Origin of the sequence: Streptomyces californicus (assembly GCF_000717645.1) — a bacterium.
GTDB lineage: Bacteria > Actinomycetota > Actinomycetes > Streptomycetales > Streptomycetaceae > Streptomyces > Streptomyces californicus.
On record NZ_JNZZ01000032.1, the window covers coordinates 1 to 21,980 of the forward strand.

Annotated in this window: 17 protein-coding genes and 1 pseudogene; 9 read left to right on the top strand and 9 right to left on the bottom strand. The window is 72.2% G+C overall.

Annotated elements, in window-relative coordinates:
* From IF19_RS0130270 to IF19_RS0130280, 3 genes are all read left to right on the top strand, one after another.
* Positions 1-604 (top strand): prepilin peptidase (locus IF19_RS0130270; protein WP_030290199.1); only part of this gene is annotated, 604 nt, incomplete at its 5' end.
* A gap of 123 nt (positions 605-727) precedes the next feature.
* Positions 728-1,558, top strand: a complete 831-nt coding sequence (locus tag IF19_RS0130275; RefSeq protein ID WP_030115292.1) for a class I SAM-dependent methyltransferase — start codon at positions 728-730, stop codon at positions 1,556-1,558.
* A gap of 141 nt (positions 1,559-1,699) precedes the next feature.
* On the top strand, positions 1,700-2,161 hold the full coding sequence (locus IF19_RS0130280; RefSeq protein WP_030115293.1) for a hypothetical protein: 462 nt from the start codon (positions 1,700-1,702) through the stop codon (positions 2,159-2,161).
* 790 nt (positions 2,162-2,951) lie between these two features.
* Here IF19_RS0130280 and mgrA read toward each other — a convergent pair.
* Positions 2,952-4,001, bottom strand: a complete 1,050-nt coding sequence (gene mgrA / locus IF19_RS0130285) for an L-glyceraldehyde 3-phosphate reductase (RefSeq protein ID WP_030115294.1) — start codon at positions 3,999-4,001, stop codon at positions 2,952-2,954.
* Positions 4,002-4,265: 264 nt separating this feature from the next.
* On the opposite strand from mgrA, the gene IF19_RS0130290 reads away from it, so the two are divergent.
* The 4 genes from IF19_RS0130290 to IF19_RS0130305 all read left to right on the top strand — a co-directional run bounded on the left by IF19_RS0130290 (position 4,266) and on the right by IF19_RS0130305 (position 9,639).
* Positions 4,266-5,027, top strand: a complete 762-nt coding sequence (locus IF19_RS0130290; protein ID WP_030115295.1) for an isoprenyl transferase — start codon at positions 4,266-4,268, stop codon at positions 5,025-5,027.
* A 583-nt stretch (positions 5,028-5,610) separates the two neighbouring features.
* Positions 5,611-6,933 carry an RNA 5'-3' helicase PhoH2 gene (phoH2, locus tag IF19_RS0130295; protein WP_030115296.1) on the top strand — a complete coding sequence of 441 codons (1,323 nt, stop codon included), beginning with the start codon at positions 5,611-5,613 and terminating at the stop codon, positions 6,931-6,933.
* Positions 6,934-7,322: 389 nt separating this feature from the next.
* The gene (locus IF19_RS0130300; RefSeq protein ID WP_030115297.1) at positions 7,323-8,042 is read left to right on the top strand and encodes an aggregation-promoting factor C-terminal-like domain-containing protein; all 720 of its coding nucleotides are present in this window, start codon (positions 7,323-7,325) and stop codon (positions 8,040-8,042) included.
* Positions 8,043-8,220: 178 nt separating this feature from the next.
* Complete coding sequence (locus IF19_RS0130305; protein ID WP_030115298.1) at positions 8,221-9,639, top strand: AI-2E family transporter; 1,419 nt, start codon at positions 8,221-8,223, stop codon at positions 9,637-9,639.
* A gap of 104 nt (positions 9,640-9,743) precedes the next feature.
* Here the strand turns inward: IF19_RS0130305 and IF19_RS0130310 are convergent, their stop codons facing one another.
* Positions 9,744-10,277, bottom strand: a complete 534-nt coding sequence (locus tag IF19_RS0130310; protein ID WP_030115299.1) for an alkyl hydroperoxide reductase — start codon at positions 10,275-10,277, stop codon at positions 9,744-9,746.
* 12 nt (positions 10,278-10,289) lie between these two features.
* A complete protein-coding gene (locus IF19_RS0130315; protein WP_003966619.1) occupies positions 10,290-10,844 on the bottom strand; it encodes a peroxiredoxin in 555 nt (184 codons plus the stop codon).
* Positions 10,845-10,977: 133 nt separating this feature from the next.
* On the opposite strand from IF19_RS0130315, the gene IF19_RS0130320 reads away from it, so the two are divergent.
* Positions 10,978-11,961 (top strand): hydrogen peroxide-inducible genes activator, encoded by a 984-nt coding sequence (locus IF19_RS0130320; protein ID WP_078580434.1) that lies wholly within the window; start codon positions 10,978-10,980, stop codon positions 11,959-11,961.
* Positions 11,962-12,083: 122 nt separating this feature from the next.
* Here the strand turns inward: IF19_RS0130320 and IF19_RS0130325 are convergent, their stop codons facing one another.
* The 5 genes and pseudogenes from IF19_RS0130325 to IF19_RS0130345 form a co-directional block, all read right to left on the bottom strand.
* Positions 12,084-14,480 carry an ABC transporter permease gene (locus IF19_RS0130325; protein ID WP_030277621.1) on the bottom strand — a complete coding sequence of 799 codons (2,397 nt, stop codon included), beginning with the start codon at positions 14,478-14,480 and terminating at the stop codon, positions 12,084-12,086.
* Positions 14,477-15,163 carry an ABC transporter ATP-binding protein gene (locus tag IF19_RS0130330; protein ID WP_030115304.1) on the bottom strand — a complete coding sequence of 229 codons (687 nt, stop codon included), beginning with the start codon at positions 15,161-15,163 and terminating at the stop codon, positions 14,477-14,479. Before IF19_RS0130330 ends, IF19_RS0130325 begins: the two co-directional genes overlap by 4 nt.
* Positions 15,160-15,684 carry a PadR family transcriptional regulator gene (locus IF19_RS0130335; protein WP_030115305.1) on the bottom strand — a complete coding sequence of 175 codons (525 nt, stop codon included), beginning with the start codon at positions 15,682-15,684 and terminating at the stop codon, positions 15,160-15,162. The genes IF19_RS0130330 and IF19_RS0130335 overlap by 4 nt, the downstream gene beginning before the upstream one ends.
* Positions 15,685-16,055: 371 nt before the next feature.
* A pseudogene (locus tag IF19_RS1000000138970) lies at positions 16,056-16,310 on the bottom strand (type II toxin-antitoxin system antitoxin); the annotation flags it as partial.
* Positions 16,307-17,278, bottom strand: coding sequence for an SPFH domain-containing protein (locus IF19_RS0130345; protein WP_030115307.1), 972 nt, complete (start codon positions 17,276-17,278; stop codon positions 16,307-16,309). The gene IF19_RS0130345 and the pseudogene IF19_RS1000000138970, both read right to left, overlap by 4 nt.
* A 240-nt stretch (positions 17,279-17,518) precedes the next feature.
* Here IF19_RS0130345 and IF19_RS0130350 point away from each other — a divergent pair, with 240 nt between their 5' ends.
* A complete protein-coding gene (locus IF19_RS0130350) occupies positions 17,519-19,750 on the top strand; it encodes a transglycosylase domain-containing protein (protein WP_030115308.1) in 2,232 nt (743 codons plus the stop codon).
* Positions 19,751-19,846: 96 nt separating this feature from the next.
* Here the strand turns inward: IF19_RS0130350 and IF19_RS0130355 are convergent, their stop codons facing one another.
* Positions 19,847-21,763, bottom strand: a complete 1,917-nt coding sequence (locus tag IF19_RS0130355) for an ATP-binding SpoIIE family protein phosphatase (RefSeq protein ID WP_030195231.1) — start codon at positions 21,761-21,763, stop codon at positions 19,847-19,849.
* Positions 21,764-21,980 lie beyond the last annotated feature (217 nt).

The following is a 21,980-nucleotide window of genomic DNA, read 5'->3' on the forward strand; positions in this document are numbered from 1 at the left end:
CCCGGCCCCCCACCCCATCACCCCCACGCCTGCCGCGATCCCCACGCCTGCCACCGCCCCCGTCTACGCGCCCCGCCTGCTCGCCCCCGTCGTCACCGCGGTCGTCTGCGTCGCCCTCGCCGCCGCCACCGGGGCGCGGCCGGAGCTGGCCGCGTGGCTGGCGCTGACGCCTGTCGCGGTGCTCCTCGCCGTGGTCGACCGGCGGGTCCACCGGCTGCCCGACCCGCTGACGCTGCCCCTGGCGGCCGCGGCGGTCCTGCTGCTGGGCGGGGCGGCCCTGCTCCCCGGGGCCGCCGGGTCCTGGACCTCCGGCCTGCTGGGCGGTCTGGCACTCGGCGGCTTCTACTTCCTGCTCTTCCTGATCAACCCGAACGGCATGGGCTTCGGCGACGTCAAGCTCGCCCTCGCCCTGGGCGTGGCCCTCGGCTGGTACGGCTGGGCGGTGCTGTTCGTCGGCGGGTTCGCCGGGTTCCTGTTCGGTGCGGCGTACGGACTCGGCCTGGTGCTCCTGCGCGGGGCGGGGCGGAAGACGGGCATCCCCTTCGGCCCGTTCATGATCACCGGAGCGCTGGCCGGCCTGCTGCTGGGCGCCCTGGCCGCGTAAGCCCCGTACGACACTCAGCACAGCCCCGCACGTCACCCAGTACAGCCCTGTACGGCAGTCGATACAGCCCGTACGGCACGCAATCCATTCGCGCCCCCGTTCCCCGCCTGACACGATTCCCCCATGTCCGAACGACCCACCCCCACCCCCGACCCCGCCCCCGAAGAGCCCCCGGCCTTCGCCTCCGCGGCCTCCCGCGACCGGTTCGAAGCCCTCGTCGCCGAGGCCGACGCCGTGTCCGTGGACGGCTGGGACTTCTCCTGGCTCGACGGCCGGGCCACCGAGCAGCGCCCCTCCTGGGGGTACGCCCGCGCGATGGCCGACCGGCTCGGCCGGGCCCGCGCCGCGCTCGACCTCCAGACCGGGGGCGGCGAGGTGCTCGCCTCCGCGCCGAAGCTCCCGCCGGTCACCGTGGCCACCGAGGCGTGGCCGCCCAACGTCGCCCGAGCCACCGCCCTGCTGCACCCGCTCGGCGCGGCCGTCGTCGCCGACGAGGACGAGCCGCCGCTGCCCTTTGCCGACGCCGCCTTCGACCTCGTGGTCAGCCGCCATCCGGTTACCACGTGGTGGGAGGAGATCGCCCGCGTCCTCACCCCCGGCGGGACGTACTTCTCCCAGCAGGTCGGTCCGGCCAGCGTCTTCGAACTCGTCGAGTACTTCCTCGGCCCGCAGCCGGCCGAGATCCGCCGCGCCCGTCACCCCGACGACGCGCGGGCCGCCGCGACGGCGGCCGGGCTCGACGTGGTGGACCTGCGCTTCGAGGAGCTGCGCACCGAGTTCCACGACATCGGCGCGGTGGTCTACTTCCTCCGCAAGGTGATCTGGATGGTGCCCGGCTTCACCGTCGAGCAGTACCGGCCCCGACTGGCCGCACTGCACCGGCGGATCGAGGAGGAGGGGCCCTTCCTCGCGCACACCACCCGCTTCCTGATCGAGGCCCGCAAACCCGGGTGACCGGGGCCAGGCCGCGCCGATCCGCTCAACCCGCCCTCCCCGTACGCCAGTTCATCGGCGCCCACACGCAACGGGATCGACCGGAGAGCCGTCCTACCCATCGGAGCGACGCACACACGCAGAGCGAAGGAGAGGGCGGTCATGACCGTGGAGCCAGAGGAGTGCGCGGTGCCCGCCGGGCGGGCCCGGCGCGGCAAGGCCGACTGGCTCACGGGGGCCGGGATCACCGCCGTCCTCGGCGTGTACTACCGGCCCGAGGGGCCGGCGGGTGAGCCGGAGGCCGTCGAGTTCGTCCTCGCGGACGGCCAGTCCGTCCTGCTGACCTGCACCTCCGAGCGCACGCTGCGCGTCACCCCGGGCGCCTGGCCGCGGCTGCCCGACTGGTGCTTACCGGCGAGCCGTTGGCGGCACGCCCCGCCGGTCCAGCTCCCGCCGGTCCCGTACGGGGGAGTGTGGACGGTCGTCGGCACCCAGGAGCTGAGGGACGCCGACGGCGAGGTGCTCCAGGCCGTGATCCGCTGCGAGGAGGGGGACTTCGTGGTCGTCGCCGGCGACACGATGGCGATCCGCTTCGCCCCCGGGCCCCCGCCGAACGCTCCCTGACCCGCCCACGCCTCCCGGGCCCCCGCCGAACGCCCCCTGACCCGCCCCACGCATCCCGGGCCTCTTCGCGCGGCTCCCGAGCAGCGCCGCCGTACGGACGTCCGTGCGCGGCAGCCCGTGTCCGCGGCGGCCACCGGCGGCCGGGGCCCTGCAGCACCCGGGTGTGCGCGCCGGGCACCGCCGCCGCCTCCCGGGGCGCGAGCGGGGGCGTCAAGGCGGGGACGTCAGGCGGGGGCGTCAAGGCGGTGGCGTCCGGCGACCCCTCGATACGGAGGCCGATAACGCGGGCCGCCGACGAGGTCAGGGCTGGGTGCCGCCTGCTCGGAGCGCGGTCCGCCGATTCCGGAGAGTGAGGGCGGAGTGGCGTGGCACGCGGCAGGACTTACGAAGGGTTATGGTGGAAACCCCCCCTCGGGCCGGTCCGTATCCCCCCCACGGACCGGCCCGTTTTTTCATGGGCCGACCCGTGGCGCGCGTGAGCCCACCGCAACGGTCGCCGGCAGCGGGCCGCATGGGCTCCCGCAGCGGTCACCCACAGGGGGCCGCGAGGGCCCCGCAACGGTCCGCCCGCACACCTGCGAGCCCACCCCGACAGCCCTCCGCAGACCCGGAGCGTGCCCCCGCCGGGACGGTTCCACGCAGGCGGCACCTCAGCAGCCCCCGGTCGGCCCTCCGCAGGCCCGGAGCAGGCCCCGACGGCCCTCCGCAAGCCCGGAGCAGGCCCCCGCCGGGACGGTTCCACGCAGGCACCGCCTGGGCGGCCCCCCCCAGGCCGGCCCTCCTCAGCGCCTCAGCCGCGCCCCGCCCAGATGTTGGTGCCCGCCGTGTCCACCGCGAACGCGTCGATCTCCCGCAGCTCGTCGGCGGTCAGCGCCGGGGCCGCGAGGGCCGCCACGTTCTCCTCCAACTGCTTCACGCTCGACGCGCCGATCAGGGCCGACGTCATACGGCTGTCCCGCAGCACCCACGCGATCGCGAGCTGGGCGAGCGACTGGCCCCGGCCGCGCGCGATCCCGTCGAGCCCGTTGAGCCGGCGGACCACCTCGTCCGAGAGCAGCCCCGGGTCGAGCGACTTGCCCTGGGTGGCGCGCGAGCCCTCCGGGATGCCGTTCAGGTACTTGTTCGTGAGCAGGCCCTGGGCGAGCGGCACGAAGGAGATGCAGCCCATCCCGGCCGCCTCCAGCGTGTCCAGCAGTCCGTCGTCCTCGATCCAGCGGTTGATCATGGAGTAGGACGGCTGGTGGATCAGCGCCGGCACCCCCATCTCCCTGAGCAGCCGGGCGGCCTCGGCGGTCTGCTCCGCGGTGTACGAGGAGACGCCCGCGTACAGCGCCTTGCCCTGCCGGACGGCGGACGCCAGCGCGCCCATCGTCTCCTCCAGCGGGGTGTCCGGGTCGAAGCGGTGCGAGTAGAAGATGTCGACGTAGTCCACGCCCATCCGCTTCAGGGAGGCGTCGAGCGAGGACAGCAGGTACTTCCGCGAGCCCCACTCGCCGTACGGGCCGGGATGCATCAGATACCCGGCCTTGGTGGAGATGACCAGTTCATCCCGGTAGCGGGCGAAATCCTGGGCGAAGAGCTTGCCGAAGTTCAGCTCGGCCGAACCGGGCGGCGGGCCGTAGTTGTTGGCCAGGTCCAAATGGGTGACTCCGAGGTCGAAGGCGCGGCGCAGGATCGCCCGCTGGGATTCCAGGGTGCGGTCGTCGCCGAAGTTGTGCCACAGGCCCAGCGAGAGGGCGGGGAGCTTGAGGCCGCTGCGCCCGGTGCGGCGGTACTCCATGGCGTCGTAGCGCGTGTCGGCGGCGCGGTAGTACAGATCGGGGGAGAGGTAATCAGTCACGTTTCACTCCTTATCACGGAGTTGTGACACACCGGGTTGGGCCCCCGTGACCCGCTCGCAGTAATGTGGCGGCTTCGGGGAATGCCGATGTGCGGCGCGGCGCAGGCCCGCGCGGCCGTGTCCAGTGGTAAGGGGTGCGGACCGCTCAGGGCGCGTCCGTGCGGCGCAGGCCGTGCAGCGATCCCCCGCGGGGGACGGCCCCCGGACCCCCGGCGACGGGGAGGGCGGGCCACGGGCCCGTACGGAACCGAGAGGGTGAAAGCAGTGAACTTCCGCGACCTGGTGTACAGGCTCTACGCGCGCCGGGTGGAAGGCCGCCTGGACCACGATCAGGTGCCCAAGCACATCGGGGTCATCCTCGACGGCAACCGGCGGTGGGCCAAGGCGTCCGGAGGATCGGCCGTGCAGGGCCACCAGGCCGGCGCGGACAAGATCTCCGAGCTGCTCGGCTGGTGCGACGAGACCGATGTCGAGGTCGTCACCCTCTGGATGCTCTCCACGGACAACTTCGACCGCCCCGAGCACGAGCTGAAGCCGCTCCTCGGGATCATCGAGAACACCGTGCGCAACCTCGCGGCGGACGGCCGCTGGCGCGTCCACCACGTCGGCACGCTCGACCTGCTCCCGGCCGAGACGCAGACGGTTCTCAAGGAGGCCGAGGAGGCGACGTCGGGCATCGACGGGATAATCGTCAACGTCGCGGTCGGCTACGGCGGCCGCCAGGAGATCGCGGACGCGGTGCGTTCGCTGCTCCAGGAGCACTCGGCGAAGGGCACCACCTTCGAGGAGCTGGCCGAGATCGTCTCCACCGACCTGATCTCCGAGCACCTCTACACCCGGGGCCAGCCCGACCCCGACCTGGTGATCCGGACCAGCGGCGAGCAGCGCCTATCGGGCTTCATGCTCTGGCAGAGCGCCCATTCGGAGTACTACTTCTGCGAGGTCTTCTGGCCGGCCTTCCGCAAGGTCGACTTCCTGCGGGCGCTGCGCGACTACTCCGCCCGCCACCGCCGCTACGGAGCCTGACCGCCTCCGTACGTACGCCCGTCAGCCGCCGCCGCGGAGCCGGACGCCTCCGTACGCACACCCGCCACCGCCGCTACGGAGCCTGAGCGCTTCCGTACGCACGCCCGTCAGCCGCCGCCGCTACGGAGCCTGAGCGCCTTTGTACGCCCGCCCGCACTCCACCGCCGTAACGACGCCCGAGCGCCTCTGGCGCGACCGCCCGTCCGCCCGATCCCTTCGGCTCCCCCGGTACCCGCGCCGGGGGAGCCGAAGGGCGTCTGCCGACGGGTCATCGCGCGTCCACCGGGACTTCTCCACACCGTGTCATATGCGGCGGCATGGCTTCGGACCGAACAGGGAATACCCCTGTCAGGTCGACGTCCGGTCATCAACCAGGCGGATGTCGCGTCCAAGTGAGCGGCACCCAGCCCGCTCGCCCGGGAGGCCCTTTGCGCACGAAGGACCGTAGAGAGTCCGCGGCCGATGCGGTGGCCGTGGTCCGGTCCGCGCCCAGGCGCCCGATCCCGGTCCGTCCTCTCCTTTCGGGGAGTTCCGCGACCGTTCGTCGCACTCCCCGACCTCGTCCGAGGGGGTACGTCCTTCCGTGGTGACCAGCAGCAAGCGCCGCATGTCCGACCGGCGCACCTATGTTCTCGACACCAGCGTCCTGCTCGCCGATCCCGGGGCCATGTCCCGCTTCGACGAGCACGAAGTCGTGCTGCCGATCGTGGTGGTCACGGAACTGGAGGCCAAACGGCACCATCCCGAGCTCGGCTACTTCGCCCGGCAGGCCCTGCGCCTGCTGGACGACTTCCGGGTCCGGTACGGCCGCCTCGACGCCCCGATCCCGCTCGGCGAGCTGGGCGGCACGCTCCGCGTCGAACTGAACCACTCCGACCCGGGGGTCCTGCCCGCCGGCTACCGCCTGGGGGACAACGACTCACGCATCCTCGCGGTCGCGCGCAACCTCCAGGCCGAGGGGTACGACGTCACGGTCGTCTCCAAGGACCTGCCGCTCCGTATCAAGGCGTCCTCCGTCGGCCTCCTCGCCGAGGAGTACCGCGCGGAACTCGCCATCACGGACTCCGGCTGGACCGGCATGAGCGAACTGTCCCTCGCCGGGGAACAGATCGACCTGCTGTTCGCCGAGGAGACGCTGTACGTTCCCGAGGCCGCCGAGCTGCCCGTGCACACCGGTCTGGTCCTCCAGTCCGAACGGGGCAAGGCGCTCGGCCGGGTCACCGCCGAGGGCAACGTACGGCTGGTGCGCGGCGACCGGGAGGCGTTCGGCATCCACGGGCGCAGCGCGGAGCAGCGGATCGCGCTCGACCTCCTCCTCGACAGCGACGTCGGCATCGTGTCGCTGGGCGGCCGCGCGGGCACCGGCAAGTCTGCGCTGGCCCTCTGCGCCGGTCTGGAGGCCGTGCTGGAGCGCCGCCAGCACAAGAAGGTGATGGTCTTCCGCCCACTGTACGCGGTGGGCGGCCAGGAGCTCGGCTACCTCCCCGGCAGCGAGGCCGAGAAGATGAGCCCCTGGGCGCAGGCGGTCTTCGACACGCTCTCGGCGGTCGCCGGGCGCGAGGTCATCGAGGAGGTGCTGGGGCGCGGGATGCTGGAGGTCCTGCCGCTCACCCACATCCGGGGCCGCTCGCTGCACGACGCCTTCGTGATCGTCGACGAGGCCCAGTCGCTCGAACGGAACGTCCTGCTGACCGTGTTGTCCCGGATCGGGGCGAATTCGCGTGTCGTGCTCACCCACGACGTGGCCCAGCGGGACAACCTCCGGGTCGGCCGGTACGACGGAGTCGTCGCCGTCGTCGAGAAACTGAAGGGCCATCCGCTGTTCGCGCACGTCACGCTCACGCGGTCGGAGCGTTCGCAGATCGCCGCGCTGGTGACCGAAATGCTGGAGGAAGGCCAGATCTGACCCGCATGTCCCGTTGATGCCGCCCGGCGAGCCAAAGAGCTTAGCCGGGCGGCATGCTGCTGCGCCGTCATTTCCGTAAAACCGGGGGGCCAAACGGGATGTGACGTTTCCCACGCAACATGGAATTGCCTCCCTGCGTCCCCGTCCGGCAGAGTCTTGCTTCCGTCAGGCCCCGCATACGGCACTTGGGCACCTCCAGAGGCGCCACGCACCACACAACTCAAGACGAGACGCCCGTATGCCGCCCGCGAGCACCACGCGGCAACCTTCTCACCGAGGTTGCGCACCGGGCCCGTGCCTCCCGTGACCCATGCAGTAGGGAGGCCAGTGCCAGGGGCACGAACGCGCCCGCGAGGTCACCTAAGCGGGCGACGCTGGAAGGACACCATGTGAGCCGGATCTCGGTCCGGGGGTTCGCCGTGGCATCTGCCACCGCGGTCACCACCGTAGGCGCCGTCGTAGGCGTTGCTGCGGGCGGCGCTCCTGCCGCCGACGACAACAACTTCGAGGCAGCCGCAGCCGATACCACGCTGCTCGCAGACATCCCCGCGGGCCAGCAGGCCCAGGTCCAGACCGCTTCGCTGATGCAGCAGGCCGATGCCCAGGCATCCGCCGCCGACGCCGCAGCGAAGAAGTCGGCCGAGGAGTCCGCCCGTCTCCAGGCCGCCAAGGACGCCAAGTCCAAGAAGAAGGCGGCCGAGGACCGGCTGGAGGCCGAGCGCAAGGCGGAGAAGGAGGCGAAGGAGAAGAAGGCTGCCGAGCGCGCCAGCCGTTCCTCCGTCCGCGACGCGTCCTCGTTCGCCGCCCAGGGCTCGTACACCGTGGCCCAGGTCCAGGCGATGGCCCGTCAGATGGTCCCCGCCGACCAGTTCCAGTGCTTCAGCAACATCGTGAACCACGAGTCGACCTGGAACTACCGCGCCAGCAACCCGTCCTCCGGTGCGTACGGACTGGTGCAGGCGCTCCCCGGCTCCAAGATGTCGTCCGCCGGCGCCGACTGGCAGACCAACCCGGCCACCCAGATCAAGTGGGGCCTCAGCTACATGGACAGCCGCTACGGCTCCCCGTGCGGCGCCTGGTCCTTCTGGCAGGCCAACAACTGGTACTAGGGCGCGTCCCCGCACCCGCCTGCTCGACCTCCGAGGCCCCTCACCGTCCGTACGGTGAGGGGCCTCGCGCGTGTACCGTCGCATCCTGGCGCATCCGGGGTACGCGGAAGGCGCCGCGAGAAGCGCCGAGTCGTATCCCGGAGCGCTGAGCAGCGGAGATGGGGGAAGGAAAGCAGGCATGTCGAAACTACCGGGCTGGCTGGGCCGCTTCGGGGCCGAACTCACGGAGCTGGGCGAGCGGCTGGACGAACGCCGCGCGCGGGCCGCCGCCGATGACGAGCCCTTCACCGCGAAGGGGGCCGTCCCGGACGACGAGCTCGCCCAGGTGCCCGCGCCCCCCTCGTACGCCCCGTCGGTCGCCGCCAAGCCCGATCCGGTGGCCGCGCTCCCGTGGGGGATGCGGGTCGCCGCCGAGGCCGGCTGGCGCCTCCTCGTCCTCGCCGGGACGCTCTGGGTGCTGATGCGGGTGATCAGCGCGGTCCAGCTCGTCGTGCTGGCCTTCGCCGCCGCCCTGCTCGTCACCGCGATGCTCCAGCCGACCGTGGTGCGGCTCAAGCGGTTCGGGCTGCCGCACGGGCTCGCCACCGCCGTGACCGCCGTCCTCGGCTTCGTCATCATCGGGCTGGTCGGCTGGTTCGTGGTGTGGCAGGTGATGGACAACCTGGACACGCTCTCCGACCGGGTCCGCGACGGTATCGACGAGCTGAAGCGCTGGGCGCTCGACAGCCCGTTCCACGTCACCGAGTCGCAGATCAACGACATCGCCAAGAACCTCAGCGACACCATCGGCACCAACACCGAGGAGATCACCTCCGCCGGCCTCCAGGGCGTCACCGTGATGGTGGAGTTCCTGACCGGGCTGCTGCTGGCGATGTTCTCCACGCTGTTCCTGCTCTACGACGGCCGGCGCATCTGGGAGTGGTCGCTCAAGCTGGTGCCCGCCGCCGCCCGCCCCGGGGTCGCCGGAGCCGGTCCGCGCGCCTGGCGCACCCTGACCGCGTACGTGCGCGGCACCGTGCTCGTCGCCCTGATCGACGCCATCTTCATCGGCCTCGGCCTCTACGTCCTCAACGTGCCGCTCGCGGTGCCGCTGGCCGTCTTCATCTTCCTGTTCGCCTTCATCCCGCTGGTCGGCGCCGTGGTCTCCGGGGCGCTCGCCGTGGTGGTCGCGCTGGTCACCGAGGGCGTGTGGACCGCGCTGTGGGCGCTGGTGGTGGTCCTGGCGGTGCAGCAGATCGAGGGCCACATCCTCCAGCCGTTCATCCTCGGCCGGGCGGTGCGGGTCCACCCGCTCGCGGTGGTCCTGGCGGTCGCGACCGGCGGCCTGGTCGCGGGCATCGGCGGCGCGGTGGTCGCCGTCCCGCTGGTCGCCGTCACCAACACGGTGGTCGGCTATCTGCGCTCGTACGGGCAACCGGGCGAACGCGGCGGGCAGCACGGGGCCACCGCCCTGTCGATGAGCCCGGCGCACACCGGTCCCGCGCCCGGCTCACCGGGCGCTCCACCCGCTCCGCCCGCCCCGTCCGCTTCGGACGTGGGAGCCGAGGACGCCCCGGCGGACGGACGCCCGCCGGAGAACCGGCCGCCGCAGGAGTAGGGCGCGGCCGGTCGCACCGCGCGGAGGAGCCGGACAGCGAAGAGCCCCGGGGACGGTCGGTCGTCCCCGGGGCTCTTCCCCGTGTCAGGGGTGGTGCGGTGTCACTACTCGGCGAGTACGGCCTCGGCGTCGAGGGTCACACCGACCGCCTGGATCACCGAGGCGATCTTGACGGCTTCCTGGATGGTCTCGCGGTCCACGCCGGCCTTGCGGAGCACCTGCTCGTGGGAGTCCAGGCACTGGCCGCAGCCGTTGATCGCGGAGACGGCGAGCGACCACAGCTCGAAGTCGACCTTCTCCACGCCCGGGTTGCCGATGACGTTCATCCGCAGGCCCGCGCGGAGCGTGCCGTACTCCGGGTCCGACAGCAGGTGCCGGGTCCGGTAGAAGACGTTGTTCATCGCCATGATCGCGGCCGCCGACTTCGCCGCGGTGTACGCCTCGGCGGAGAGGTTGGCCTTGGCCTCGGGCTCCAGCTCGCGCAGCACCTTCGGCGAACGCGAGGCGATCGCGCAGGCCAGCACGGTGCCCCACAGCTGCTGCTGCGGAAGCTCGCTGTTGCCGATGACCGAACCGAGGTTCAGCTTCAGGTCCTTGGCGAAGTCCGGTATGGCGGACTTCAGTTCGTCGAGTGCCATGTCGGTATCAGCTCACTCGCCCGAGAGGAGCGCGACCGGGTCCAGGGTGTTCTCGCCCTTGGTCCAGTTGCACGGGCACAGCTCGTCGGTCTGCAGGGCGTCGAGGACCCGCAGGACCTCCTTGGGGTTACGGCCCACGGAACCGGCGGTCACCATCGTGAACTGGATCTCGTTGTTCTGGTCGACGATGAAGACGGCGCGCTGGGCGAAGCCGTCCTCGCCCTCGATGCCGAGGTCACGCATGAGCTCGTGCTTCGAGTCGGCCAGCATCGGGAAGGGCAGGTCGGTCAGGTCCGGGTGGTCCTTGCGCCAGGCGTGGTGCACGAACTCGGAGTCACCGGAGAAGCCGAGGATCTGCGCGTCGCGGTCGGCGAACTCCTCGTTCAGCTTGCCGAAGGCGGCGATCTCGGTGGGGCACACGAAGGTGAAGTCCTTCGGCCACGCGAAGACGATCTTCCACTTGCCCTCGTAGGTCTTGTGGTTGATCTGCTCGAACTCCTTGCCGCTCTCCAGCGAGACACAAGCAGTCAGGTCGAACTCGGGGAACTTGTCACCGACAGTGAGCACGCGCTCTCCTTGCAACGTCTGGAATTCCCTTTTTGAGGGCCTTCCTGAGGGTTGGACGCCTCCCACCTTGGCACAGAGTGCATTGATCACGGAAATAGCTACACTCGGTCGAGATGATCGGAGGTGCCTATCAGTGAGCCAGGCCAACCAGGGCATACGCCCCAAGCAGCACGGCAAGCAGCCCAGCCTGTCGCAGCTGCGCGCCTTCACCGCGGTGGCGGAACATCTGCACTTCCGGGACGCGGCGGCAGCAATCGGGATGAGTCAGCCCGCGCTCTCCGGGGCGGTGTCCACCCTGGAGGAGGCACTGGGTGTCCAGCTCATCGAGCGTACGACGCGCAAGGTGCTGCTCTCGCCCGCGGGGGAGCGGCTCGCGGTGCGGGCGGGGGCGGTGCTGGACGCCGTCGCCGCGCTGATGGAGGAGGCGGAGGCGGTCCGGGCCCCGTTCACCGGGGTCCTGCGGCTCGGCGTGATCCCGACCGTCGCCCCGTACCTGCTGCCCACCGTGCTGCGGCTCGTCCACGAGCGCTACCCGGACCTCGACCTCCAGGTCCACGAGGAGCAGACCTCCTCGCTGCTGGAGGGGCTCGCCGCCGGACGGCTCGACCTGCTGCTGCTCGCCGTCCCGCTCGGGGTGCCGGGCGTCACCGAGATCCCGCTGTTCGACGAGGACTTCGTGCTGGTCATGGAGCAGGAGCACTGGCTCGGCGGCCGGTCCGACATCCCGCGCGACGCCCTGCGCGAGCTGCCGCTGCTGCTCCTGGACGAAGGGCACTGCCTGCGTGACCAGGCACTCGACATCTGCCGGGAGGCCGGCCGCACCCAGGGCGCACCGGTCACCACGACGGCCGCCGGGCTCTCCACCCTGGTCCAGCTCGTCGCCGGCGGCCTCGGGGTGACGCTGCTGCCGCGCACTGCCGTGACCGTGGAGACCGGCCGCAACGAGGCCCTGGCCACCGGCTACTTCGCGGACCCGGCCCCCACCCGGCGGGTCGCCCTGGCGATGCGGACGGGGTCGGCGCGGGGCGGCGAGTTCGAGGAGCTGGCGGCCGCCCTGCGCGAGGCGATGAAGCCCCTGCCGGTGCGCCCGGTCGGCGCCCGGGACGCGGCTTCCTAGAAGGCGGTCCCGGTTACCGGGGCCGCGTACGCGTACGGCCGGGGTCCCGGCCACCGGGGCACGCACGCGTACGGCCGGGGTCCCGTTCCCGGGGCCCCGGCCGCATCCGGATCGGGCGGGTGCTACTCGGTGCGCAGGCCCTCCGGGCGCATCAGGCGCCACAGCGGGGGCAGCGACGCCAGGGTCACCACGGCGATCAGCCCGGCCCCGGCGCCGACCATCGGCCAGAACAGCCACCAGTCGACCACCGTCTTGTGGATCATCCAGGCCAGCGTCGCGCCGAGACCCAGACCGCCCGCGACCGCCACCGCGAGGCCGAGCGCCACCGGTACGGCGGTCTGCCACAGCACCGACCAGCCGAGTGTGGAGCGCCGAGTGCCGAAGGCCACCAGCACCGACAGCAGCCGCCTGCGCTCGCGCAACTGCTCCAGCTGGGAGACCAGCATCGAGGCGGCGATCAGCAGCAGCACCACGGTCGCCCCGACCTGGAGGCCGGTCCGCACGCTGTCGTACATGCGGTCGCGCGCCACGGGGTTCAGCTCGACGAAGCGCATCCCCGGGTCGATCCGGTACGCCGTGTTGCGTACATACTCCGCGATGTCCGGCACCCGATCGTCCACCCGGATCTGCGCGACGATCGTGGCGCCGGGCAGCTTGCTCGCGTCCAGCGCCCCGGTGGTCGCCATGATTCCGTGGTGGATCTCGCCCATCGGGTCCTTGCGCGCCGTGACGGTCGGCGTGTCGGCGGGCAGCGTCCACCGGAACGGCTCCCGGCCCATGCCCTCACCGATCAGGACGGTCTTCCCCTTGCGGGCGGTCCGGTCCACCCACTCCGCCTGCTCCTCGTCGCCCGGGGGGTGCACGACGAAGGCGTCGCCGTCCTCGCAGCGGTCGATCCGGGCCAGCTCGCGCAGGGTCGCGCAGGTGCCGATGGTCAGCGAGGTGGTGGGGGTGACGTCGTCCTCCGCGTACGTCCCGGGCTTGGTCGCGTACGCCTCCACCGAGCCGATCACCGTGTCGACGCCCTCGGTGGCGCGGAACCGCTCGATGGCCGAGGTCGCGGCGTCGCCGGTGACGTCCTCGGAGTAGGCGGCGAACTGGGCTCGCGAGGGGTCCTCGCCGGTGGCCCGGTGGAAGTCGGCGCTCATCGCGGCGAAGAGCATCTGGAGCGCGATCGCCCCCGCCACCGCGACCGTCACCCCGCTGACCGCGCGGGACGCGGCCCCGCTGCTCAACTGGAGCCGCCGGGTGGCGAGCTGCCAGGGCACCGGACCGCCGCGGAGCCGGTTCACGCACGCCTCGACCAGCCACGGCAGCAGCAGGGCGAGACCGACCAGCACCAGGACGGCCCCGGTCGCTATGGGGACCGGATCGACCGGATCGAACTCGCCGACCCGGCCCTTCATGACGAGTACCGACAGACCGGCCGCCGGCACCAGCAGCCGCCACCAGAGCCTGCGCCCGCGCTCGCGCCCCCGGCGGACGACGCCGAGCGGCTCGATCACCACGGACCGCATCGCCAGCAGGGTGACGAGGACGGCGGTCAGCGGCACCGCCACCACGATGAGCAGGCCCAGCCGGAGATCGGGGACGACGTCGGCGGGGAACGCGCTGACGTCCCACAGCTCCACCGAGCCGACGAACAACCGGCCCACCAGGAAGAACGCCAGCCCAAGCAGCAGCCCGAGCAGCGCACCGAACATCGCCTCCCCGGCGGCGATCCGCCGGGTCGTCCGGATGTCCGCGCCGACCAGGCGCAGCGCCGCGAGCCGGCGGTCGCGGCGGTCGCCGCCGAACCGGACGGCGGTGGCGATGAAGATCGCGACCGGCACCAGCAGCACCACGCAGACCATCACGATGAGCACGACGAGCAGCGGCGGCACCGGGTCGGTCTCGCCGGCGCCGCCGTACTCGGTGATCCGGTGGGCGCCCCGGGCGGTCGTCAGGGTGTCGCTGCCCGCGTAGTAGCGGAGTTCGCCCGGCGACCGCAGACCGTCGTCCCCGATCGTGCCGGTGATCCGGTACGCCAGCCGCTCGCGCAGCAGCCCGCTGCCCGGCGAGGCCAGCAGCTCCTTCAGGGCGGGAGAGACCACCATCGTGCCCGGTGCGGGGAAGCGGTCGATGCCCGGCGGTAGCACGGGGTCCGCGCCCTCCGCGCGCATCAGGAAGCCGCTGATCGTCTCGTCGCCGAAATCGGAGCCGGCGTCGACCCGCAGCACGGAGCGGTCCGTCCTCCCCGACTGCGACGCCGTGGAGGCCGGGGACTCCTTGCGCGCCTGGTCGCGGGCGCTCCGCGCGTCCAGCAGATGCGGTACGGAGGAGGCGAGCAGCAGCAGGGCGACGCCGAGGCCGACGCCGACGGCGGTCAGCAGCGTACGGATCCAGCCCTCGCGGCCGCCGCCGGCCGCGAACCGGATGCCGAGCCCGAGGTCGCGCAGGACCGCGGCCCCGCGCGAGGGCGGCGCCGGGCGCGGGGGCGCCGGGGCGCCGGTCGTGCCGGGCTTGTCGAGCAGGATCATGCGGAGTACTCCAGATTGTGGGCCCGGCCGTCGCGCACGGTGACATCACGGTCGGAGAAGGCCGCGACCCGGGCCTCGTGGGTCACCAGGACCACGGCGACGTGGGAGGAGCGGGCGGCCTCGGTGAGCAGCTCCATCACTCGTTCTCCGTTGAGGGAGTCCAGGGCGCCGGTCGGCTCGTCCGCGAAGATCACCTTCGGCGATCCGGCCAGGGCGCGGGCCACGGCGACCCGCTGCCCCTGTCCACCGGAGACCTCGCCGGGGCGCTTGCCTCCGAGGCCGTCGACCTCCAGGCGCTCCATCCACTCCAGCGCGGTGCGCTCGGCGGCCTTGCGCTTGACCCCGTTGAGCCGCAGCGGCAGGGCGACGTTCTCCACACAGGTCAGCTCCGGGACGAGCTGGCCGAACTGGAAGACGAAGCCGAAGTCGCTGCGCCGCAGGGCGCTGCGCTCGGCGTCGGACATCGCGGACAGCTCGCGGCCCGCGTAGGTGATGGTGCCGGAGTCGGGGTTGACGATCCCGGCCAGGCAGTGCAGCAGGGTCGACTTGCCGGAGCCGGAGGGGCCCATCACGGCGACGACCTCTCCGGGGTGCACGGAGAACGACGCGCCGTCCAGGGCGGGCGTCGAACCGTAGGTCTTGCGCAGGTCGTGCGCGGAGAGCAGGGAGCCTTCGGGGATCACGGGGTCACCACCTTGGCCAGCTGGTCGAGACGGGCGGCGGTCAGTTCCAGCCAGCGCAGATCGGCTTCGAGGTGGAACAGCGCGTGGTCGCAGATGAGCTGGTCGGCGAGGTCGCCCTTGCGCTTGCGGTCGGTGAGGATCCGCATCAGCCGAAGGTGCTCCGAGCGCTGGGTGTCCAGCAGGCCGGAGGCGCTGCGCCCGGTGAGGAGCGCGAGGACGACCTTGGTGTACAGGGTCGACTGGAGGTAGGGCTCCGGCTTCTCGGGCTGGTCCAGCCACTGCGAGACATCGGTGATCCCGGCGTCGGTGATGGCGTACCGCTTGCGCTCGGGGCCTCCCTCGCTCTCGACGCCGTCGACCTCGACGAGCCCGTTCTTCAGGAGCCGGGACATCGTCGAGTAGACCTGGCCGTAGTGCAGCGGGCGGTCCTGGCCGAACTTCTCGTCGAAGGTCCGCTTCAGGTCGTAGCCGTGTCGGGGGCCGGACTCCAGGAGCCCGAGGAGGGTGTGACCGATAGACATGCGGAGAACTGTACATGGGGTGTATACCTGCGATGTATACGCGTCCGAAAAGCGACCCCGGCCCATAAAACGGACCGGGGTCGGGGGGTGTTGTCCCGCGAGGGGGCGGTGAGCGCTGGGTTCACGGGCTGCGCCGGTCACCCGGAGACGGGCGGGCCTCCGGGGTGCATCGGTCACCCGGACCCGGGCGGGCCTCCGGGCGGCTCCGGGCTCCCCGGGGCCTCCGGGCTCTCCAGGGCCTCCGAAGCCTCGTGCGGCGGGATGGCCTCACCGGCCTCGGGGGGTACGTGAGGCGGGGCGCTCTCCCCGGGCTCCGGGCTCCCCGGGGCCTCCAAGGGCTCGTGCGGCCGGACGCTCCCCCCGGCCTCCGGGGTCTCCGGTCCCTCCGGCGCCTGCTTGGGCGGCCGCCCCCGCCGGGCGATCGGCCGTACGGACCCCGGCAGCCGGCCCGCCTCCGCGAGCGCCCGCCGCAGCAGGAACTCGATCTGCGCGTTGGTGCTGCGCAGTTCGTCGGAGGCCCACCGGGCGAGCGCGTCGTGCACCGCGGGGTCCAGCCGCAGCAGCGTCTGCTTGCGCTGCCGCGGCTGGGCCGCCGGCGCCCGCCGGGGAGGCGTCTGCTCGGTCACTGGTAGAGCGTGCCCGTGTTGAGGACCGGCTGGGCCGCGCGGTCACCGCACAGCACCACCATCAGGTTGCTGACCATGGCGGCCTTCCGCTCGGAGTCCAGCTCCACGATGTCCCGCTCGGCGATCCGGTCCAGGGCCATCTCGACCATGCCCACCGCGCCCTCGACGATCTGCTGGCGGGCCGCGACGACCGCGCCGGCCTGCTGGCGCTGGAGCATCGCGGAGGCGATCTCCGGGGCGTACGCGAGGTGGCTGAAGCGCGACTCGATGATCCGGACGCCCGCGGCCTTCACCCGGGCGGTCAGTTCGACGGCCAGCTTCTCGGTGATCTCCTCGGCGTTCCCGCGCAGCGAGAGGCCGTCCTCCTCGTGGGCGTCGTACGGGTACTCGATGGCGATGTGCCGGACGGCCGCCTCGGTCTGGGTGGCGACGAACTCCAGGAAGTCGTCCACCTCGAAGAGCGCCTGGGCGGTGTCCTCGACCTTCCACACGACGATCGCGGCCAGCTCGATCGGGTTGCCGTAGGCGTCGTTGACCTTGAGGACGGCGGTCTCGTGGTTGCGGACCCGGGTGGAGATCTTGCGGCTGGAGGTCAGCGGGTTGATCCAGCGCAGCCCGTCGGCGCGGATCGTTCCGACGTACCGGCCGAAGAGCTGGATCACCCGGGCCTCGCCCGGAGCGACCATCTTCACACCGCTCATGCAGAAGAACGAGGCGATCACCAGGAGGATGCCGAGGATGAGGAGCGGGACGCCGACCGCGTTGTTCCCGTCGGCCCCGACCACCCCGCCGACGACGGCGAGGCCGACCCCGGCGAAGACCCCGAGCACGGTCAGGAGCAGTCCGAGGCCGCCCGGGATGGAGTGCGCGGTGACCTCCCTGACCTGCGGCTCGGGCATGTCGGGGGCGTCGATCGAGAGGTCCGTCGCCGGGGCGTCCGGGCGGTGGTCGTCGTGCTGGGCGGTCATGGGGTCCCCCGTTCCGTGCGGTATCGCACCGCGTTAGCAATGTGATTACACATTATCTGATCTCGCAACCTTGTCCACCCCTGAGGAGTCGGTTCCAGGGAGAGCGGGTGCTGATTCTCACGTCCGCAAAAGGCGGGATCGCCCGTCGTTCGTCCCTTCCGTCGGTGTTAGCTGGCAGGTCGGAGCGGACCGACGAGGCCGAGCGAGCCGGTCGAGCAGAGAAGCGGGAGCCACACAGCAATGGGTCGAGCGGATGCGCGACGAGCCCAGGCGCAGGAGTCGCGCCGGGCCGGGAAGAGCGGCGGCATACGCAGACTCTTCACGTGGAAGAAACTGCTGGGCGCGTTCTTCGGGATCGTCCTGCTGGGCATGGGCGCCTTCGGCGCGCTCTACCTGTACGTCGACGTCCCCGCCGCCAACGCCATGGCGGAGCGGCAGAGCAACGTCTACAAGTACAGCGACGGCACCGTCCTCGCCCGGACCGGCAAGGTGAACCGCCAGATCATCGATCTGGCGGAGGTGCCGAAGGAGGTCCAGCACGCGTTCGTCGCCGCCGAGAACAAGTCCTTCTACAAGGACCAGGGCGTCGACCTGAAGGGCACCACCCGCGCCCTCTTCAACACCGTGAGCGGCAAGGGCAAGCAGGGTGGCTCGACCATCACCCAGCAGTACGTGAAGAACTACTACCTGACGCAGGACCCCACCGTGAGCCGCAAGCTCCAGGAGCTGGTGATCTCGCTCAAGGTGGACCAGAAGCAGTCCAAGGACGAGATCCTCGCCGGGTACATCAACACCGCCTACTACGGACGCGGCGCCAGCGGCATCCAGGCCGCCGCGCAGGCGTACTACGGCGTGGACGCCAAGGACCTGAACGTCTCCCAGGGCGCCTACCTCGCCTCCGTCCTCCAGGCCCCCAGCCAGTACGACTGGAACTCCGCGACCCCCACCGGCAAGAAGCTGGTCAAGGAGCGCTGGGCCTACACCCTGCGCAACATGGTCGAGATGAAGTGGCTGAGCCCGTCCGAGAAGGCCGGTCTGGAGTTCCCCGCCCCGCAGAAGCCCAAGCCCGCCCAGGGCCTGGAGGGCCAGCGGGGCTACCTCGTCGAGGCCGCCAACCGGGAGCTGGAGAAGCAGGGCGTCACCGAGCAGGACCGCGAGGCCGGCGGCTGGACCTTCACGCTCACCGTCGACAAGAAGCGCCAGAAGGCGCTGGAGAAGTCGGTGGACGAGCAGCTGGAGTCCAAGCTCGACCGCGAGGGCAGCAAGATCGACGCGGGCGTCCAGGCGGGGGCCACCTCCGTCGACCCGAAGACCGGCAAGGTCGTCGCGCTGTACGGCGGCGAGGACTACATCAAGCACTACATCAGCAACGCGACCCGCCAGGACTACCAGCCGGCCTCCACCTTCAAGCCGCTGGTGCTCGCCTCCGCCCTGGAGAACGAGTCCACCACCCAGAGCGGCAACCTCATCGGGCTCAACACCGTCTACGACGGGACCAGCAAGCGGCCCGTCGTCGGCAGCGACACCCCGTTCAACCCGCAGAACGAGGACGGCCGCAGCTACGGTCCGATCTCCGTCCAGAAGGCCATGAACAGCTCGGTCAACTCCGTCTTCGCCCAGATGATCGTGGACGTGACGCCGGCCAAGGCCAAGGAGACCGCGCTCGCCCTCGGCGTACCGGACAAGAACTTCCCCGAGCGCCCCGCCGTCAGCCTCGGCACCATGAACGCCTCGACCTGGGACATGGCCGGCGCGTACGCCACGCTCGACAACCACGGCCGCAAGGTCACCCCGCACATCGTCCAGTCCGCCGAGCACCGCGACCGCACGGTGACCCCGGAGAAGCCCAAGCGCGAGCAGGCCATCAGCCGCGCCTCCGCCGACACCGTGACCAAGGCGCTCACCGGAGTCGTCGACGCCGGCTCCGGCAGCGCGGCCAACACCTCCGCCTACGACGCGGCGGGCAAGACCGGCACCTCCGAGGACAACAAGTCCGCCTGGTTCGCCGGGTACACCCCGGAGCTGACCACGGTCGTCGCCCTCTTCGGCGAGGGCGACGGCGGCCGCAAGCAGGTCTCCCTGACCGGTACTGCCAACTCCGGCCGCGCCAACGGCGGCGGCTTCCCGGCCCGGATCTGGGCCGACTACACCCTCGGCGCCCTCGGCGGCGGCTCGGACAAGACGTTCGACCTCCAGGACGTGGAGCGCGGCGAGGTGCCGCCCCCGCCGACGCCGTCGGACACCCCGTCCGAGGAGCCCACCGAGTCCGAGGAGCCGACCCCGTCGGACACGCCGTCCGAGTCGCCGAGCGAGACGACGCCCAGCGAGACCCCGACCACGCCGGCCCCGCCGGCCACCACACCGCCGCCGACCACCACACCGCCCACCACGCCGGAGATCCCGCCCCTGCCCGGGGACGGCGACGGCCGGCCGGGCGAGCGGCCCGGCGGCAACGGAGCGCCCCCGCAGTGAGGCCGCGACGGCCGTGACGCGGCAACGGCAGGAGACGTGACAACGGCAGGAGGGGCGGACCCGACCGGGTCCGCCCCTCCTGCCGTACCGACGCCTCTACAGCGCGGCCGTTGGGCGCGCTCCCATCTCGAACCAGACGACCTTGCCCGTCGACAGCCGGGTCGCACCCCACCGCCGGGCCAGCCGGTTGACCAGGAACAGGCCGCGTCCGCCCTCGTCCGTCTCCCGGGCCTTGCGCTGGCGCGGCAGCTGCGGGGAGTCGTCGCCGACCTCGCAGCGCAGCACGTCCGTCCGCAGCAGCCGCAGCGTCACCGGCCGCTCCGCGTACCGCACGGCGTTGGTGACCACCTCGCTGACCAGCAGCTCCACCTCGTCGGCCAGATCGTCCAGGCCCCACCGGCTCAGCGCCCGGCGGGCCAGTCTGCGGGCCCGGCCCGGGGCGGCGTCCTCGGGCTCCAAGTACCAGTACGCCACATCGCTCGGCGCGATCCCGTCGAAGCGGGCGGCGAGCAGCGCGATGTCGTCGTCCCGGTCGCCGGGCCCGAGCATGTCCAGCACGTCGTCGCAGAGCGCTTCCAGCGGCGGCGAGTGGTCCGGCCCGGTGAGCTGCGCGGTCGCCGCGAGGCGCTCCCGCAACTGCTCGATGCCCGTCCACACGTCCCGCAGCCGCGACTCCACCAGCCCGTCCGTGTAGAGCAGCAGCGTCGCCCCGGCGGGCGCGTCCAGCTCGACCGCCTCGAAGTCGACGCCGCCCACCCCGATCGGGGCGCCCGCCGGCACCCGCAGCACCTCGGCCCGCCCGCCCAGGTGCAGCAGCACGGGCGGCGGATGCCCGGCGTTGGCGACGGTGATCCGGTGCGCGACCGGGTCGTACACCGCGTACAGGCAGGTCGCCATGCGGTCGCTGCCGAGCCGCTGCGCCTGCTCGTCCAGGTGGTGCAGCACCTCCTGCGGCGGCAGGTCGAGCTGCGCCAGCGTCTGCGCCGTCGTCCGCAGCTGGCCCATGATCGCCGCCGAGGTCATCGAATGGCCCATCACGTCGCCGACGACCAGCGCGACCCGGCTGCCGGGCAGCGGGATCGCGTCGTACCAGTCGCCGCCGACCCGGGCCGTCTCGGCCGCCGGGAGGTAGCGCGAGGCGAGCCGGACGCCGGTGGGCTGGGGGAGGGAGTCGGGCAGCATCGTGCGCTGCAGCTCGTCGGCGATGTACGCCTCGCGCCCGTACAGCACGGCCTTGTCGATGCCGAGCGCGGTGTGCGTCGCCAACTGGGCGGCGACCAGCAGATCACTGGCCTCGAACGCGGTCCGCTCGATGCCGCGTACGAAGACCGCCGCCCCGATGACCCGGCGCCGGCCGCGCAGCGGGGCGAGGATCGCCCGGTGCCCGGTGGGGACGGACCGGCCGGGGCCCAGCAGCTCGGGCAGGGCGGCCCGCGCGGCCGCCGAGTCGCCGAAGACCGGCCGCACGCCGCGCAGCACCTCGGCCAGCGCCCCGTCCGGCCGCACCTCGCACAGCTCGGCGGCAGGCATCAGATCGGCCTGCGGGTCGAGGATCAGCGGACGCAGCCGCTCCGTCTCGGAGCCGACCGCCTCCGCGCCCTCCTCGTCGCTGACGCGCAGCCGGTCGCTGCGGCGCAGCCGCAGCACGAACGGGCTCACCGGGCGCTCGTCGCCCACCGGGAGCGGATCGCGCAGGTAGACGAGGATCGCGTCCGAGAACGTCGGCACGCTGGCCCGGCACAGCCCGAGGACGATCTCGTCGAGATCGATGCCCCGGGCGATCCGTCTGGTCGCCGCGCCGACGAAGCGCAGCCGGTCGCCCTCGCGGCGGGTGGCCGCCTGCGCGTCGTTGACGGCGGCCGTCGCGGGGGCCGGGCCCGGCGCGGGGGCCGGAGCGGGCACCGCGGCGGCCGAGGCGGCGGCCGCGGCGTCCTGCTGCCGGGGCCGGGTGCGCTCCTGCGGCCGGGCAGCGAGCGGCTGCCGGCCTTCGTGGGAGGTGGGGTGCTCCGTCACGCGTGGGATTCCGTCCGTCCGGGCCGGTTGTATGAGGCAGTCACCTCGTGGGGCGCTACTGTGCCCCGGCAAGCGCGGGAAGAACAACGGCTGTCACCGGATGCCCCGGCGGAAGGGGCCGAAACCGAACGGTGCGGAGATGGCCGAGACGCAGCCCCTCCGGCGGAGGGCGCGGTGAGCGGGCAGCGGACAGCGTGCATGTCTCCACCCCCTCGTG

Coding starts and splice junctions, on each gene's coding strand:
- IF19_RS0130275 (WP_030115292.1), top strand. CDS start 728: ATGTCCGAACGACCCACCCCCACCCCCGACCCCGCCCCCGAAGAGCCC.
- IF19_RS0130280 (WP_030115293.1), top strand. CDS start 1,700: ATGACCGTGGAGCCAGAGGAGTGCGCGGTGCCCGCCGGGCGGGCCCGG.
- IF19_RS0130305 (WP_030115298.1), top strand. CDS start 8,221: ATGTCGAAACTACCGGGCTGGCTGGGCCGCTTCGGGGCCGAACTCACG.
- IF19_RS0130310 (WP_030115299.1), bottom strand. CDS start 10,277: ATGGCACTCGACGAACTGAAGTCCGCCATACCGGACTTCGCCAAGGAC.
- IF19_RS0130325 (WP_030277621.1), bottom strand. CDS start 14,480: ATGATCCTGCTCGACAAGCCCGGCACGACCGGCGCCCCGGCGCCCCCG.
- IF19_RS0130335 (WP_030115305.1), bottom strand. CDS start 15,684: ATGTCTATCGGTCACACCCTCCTCGGGCTCCTGGAGTCCGGCCCCCGA.
- IF19_RS0130345 (WP_030115307.1), bottom strand. CDS start 17,278: ATGACCGCCCAGCACGACGACCACCGCCCGGACGCCCCGGCGACGGAC.
- IF19_RS0130350 (WP_030115308.1), top strand. CDS start 17,519: ATGGGTCGAGCGGATGCGCGACGAGCCCAGGCGCAGGAGTCGCGCCGG.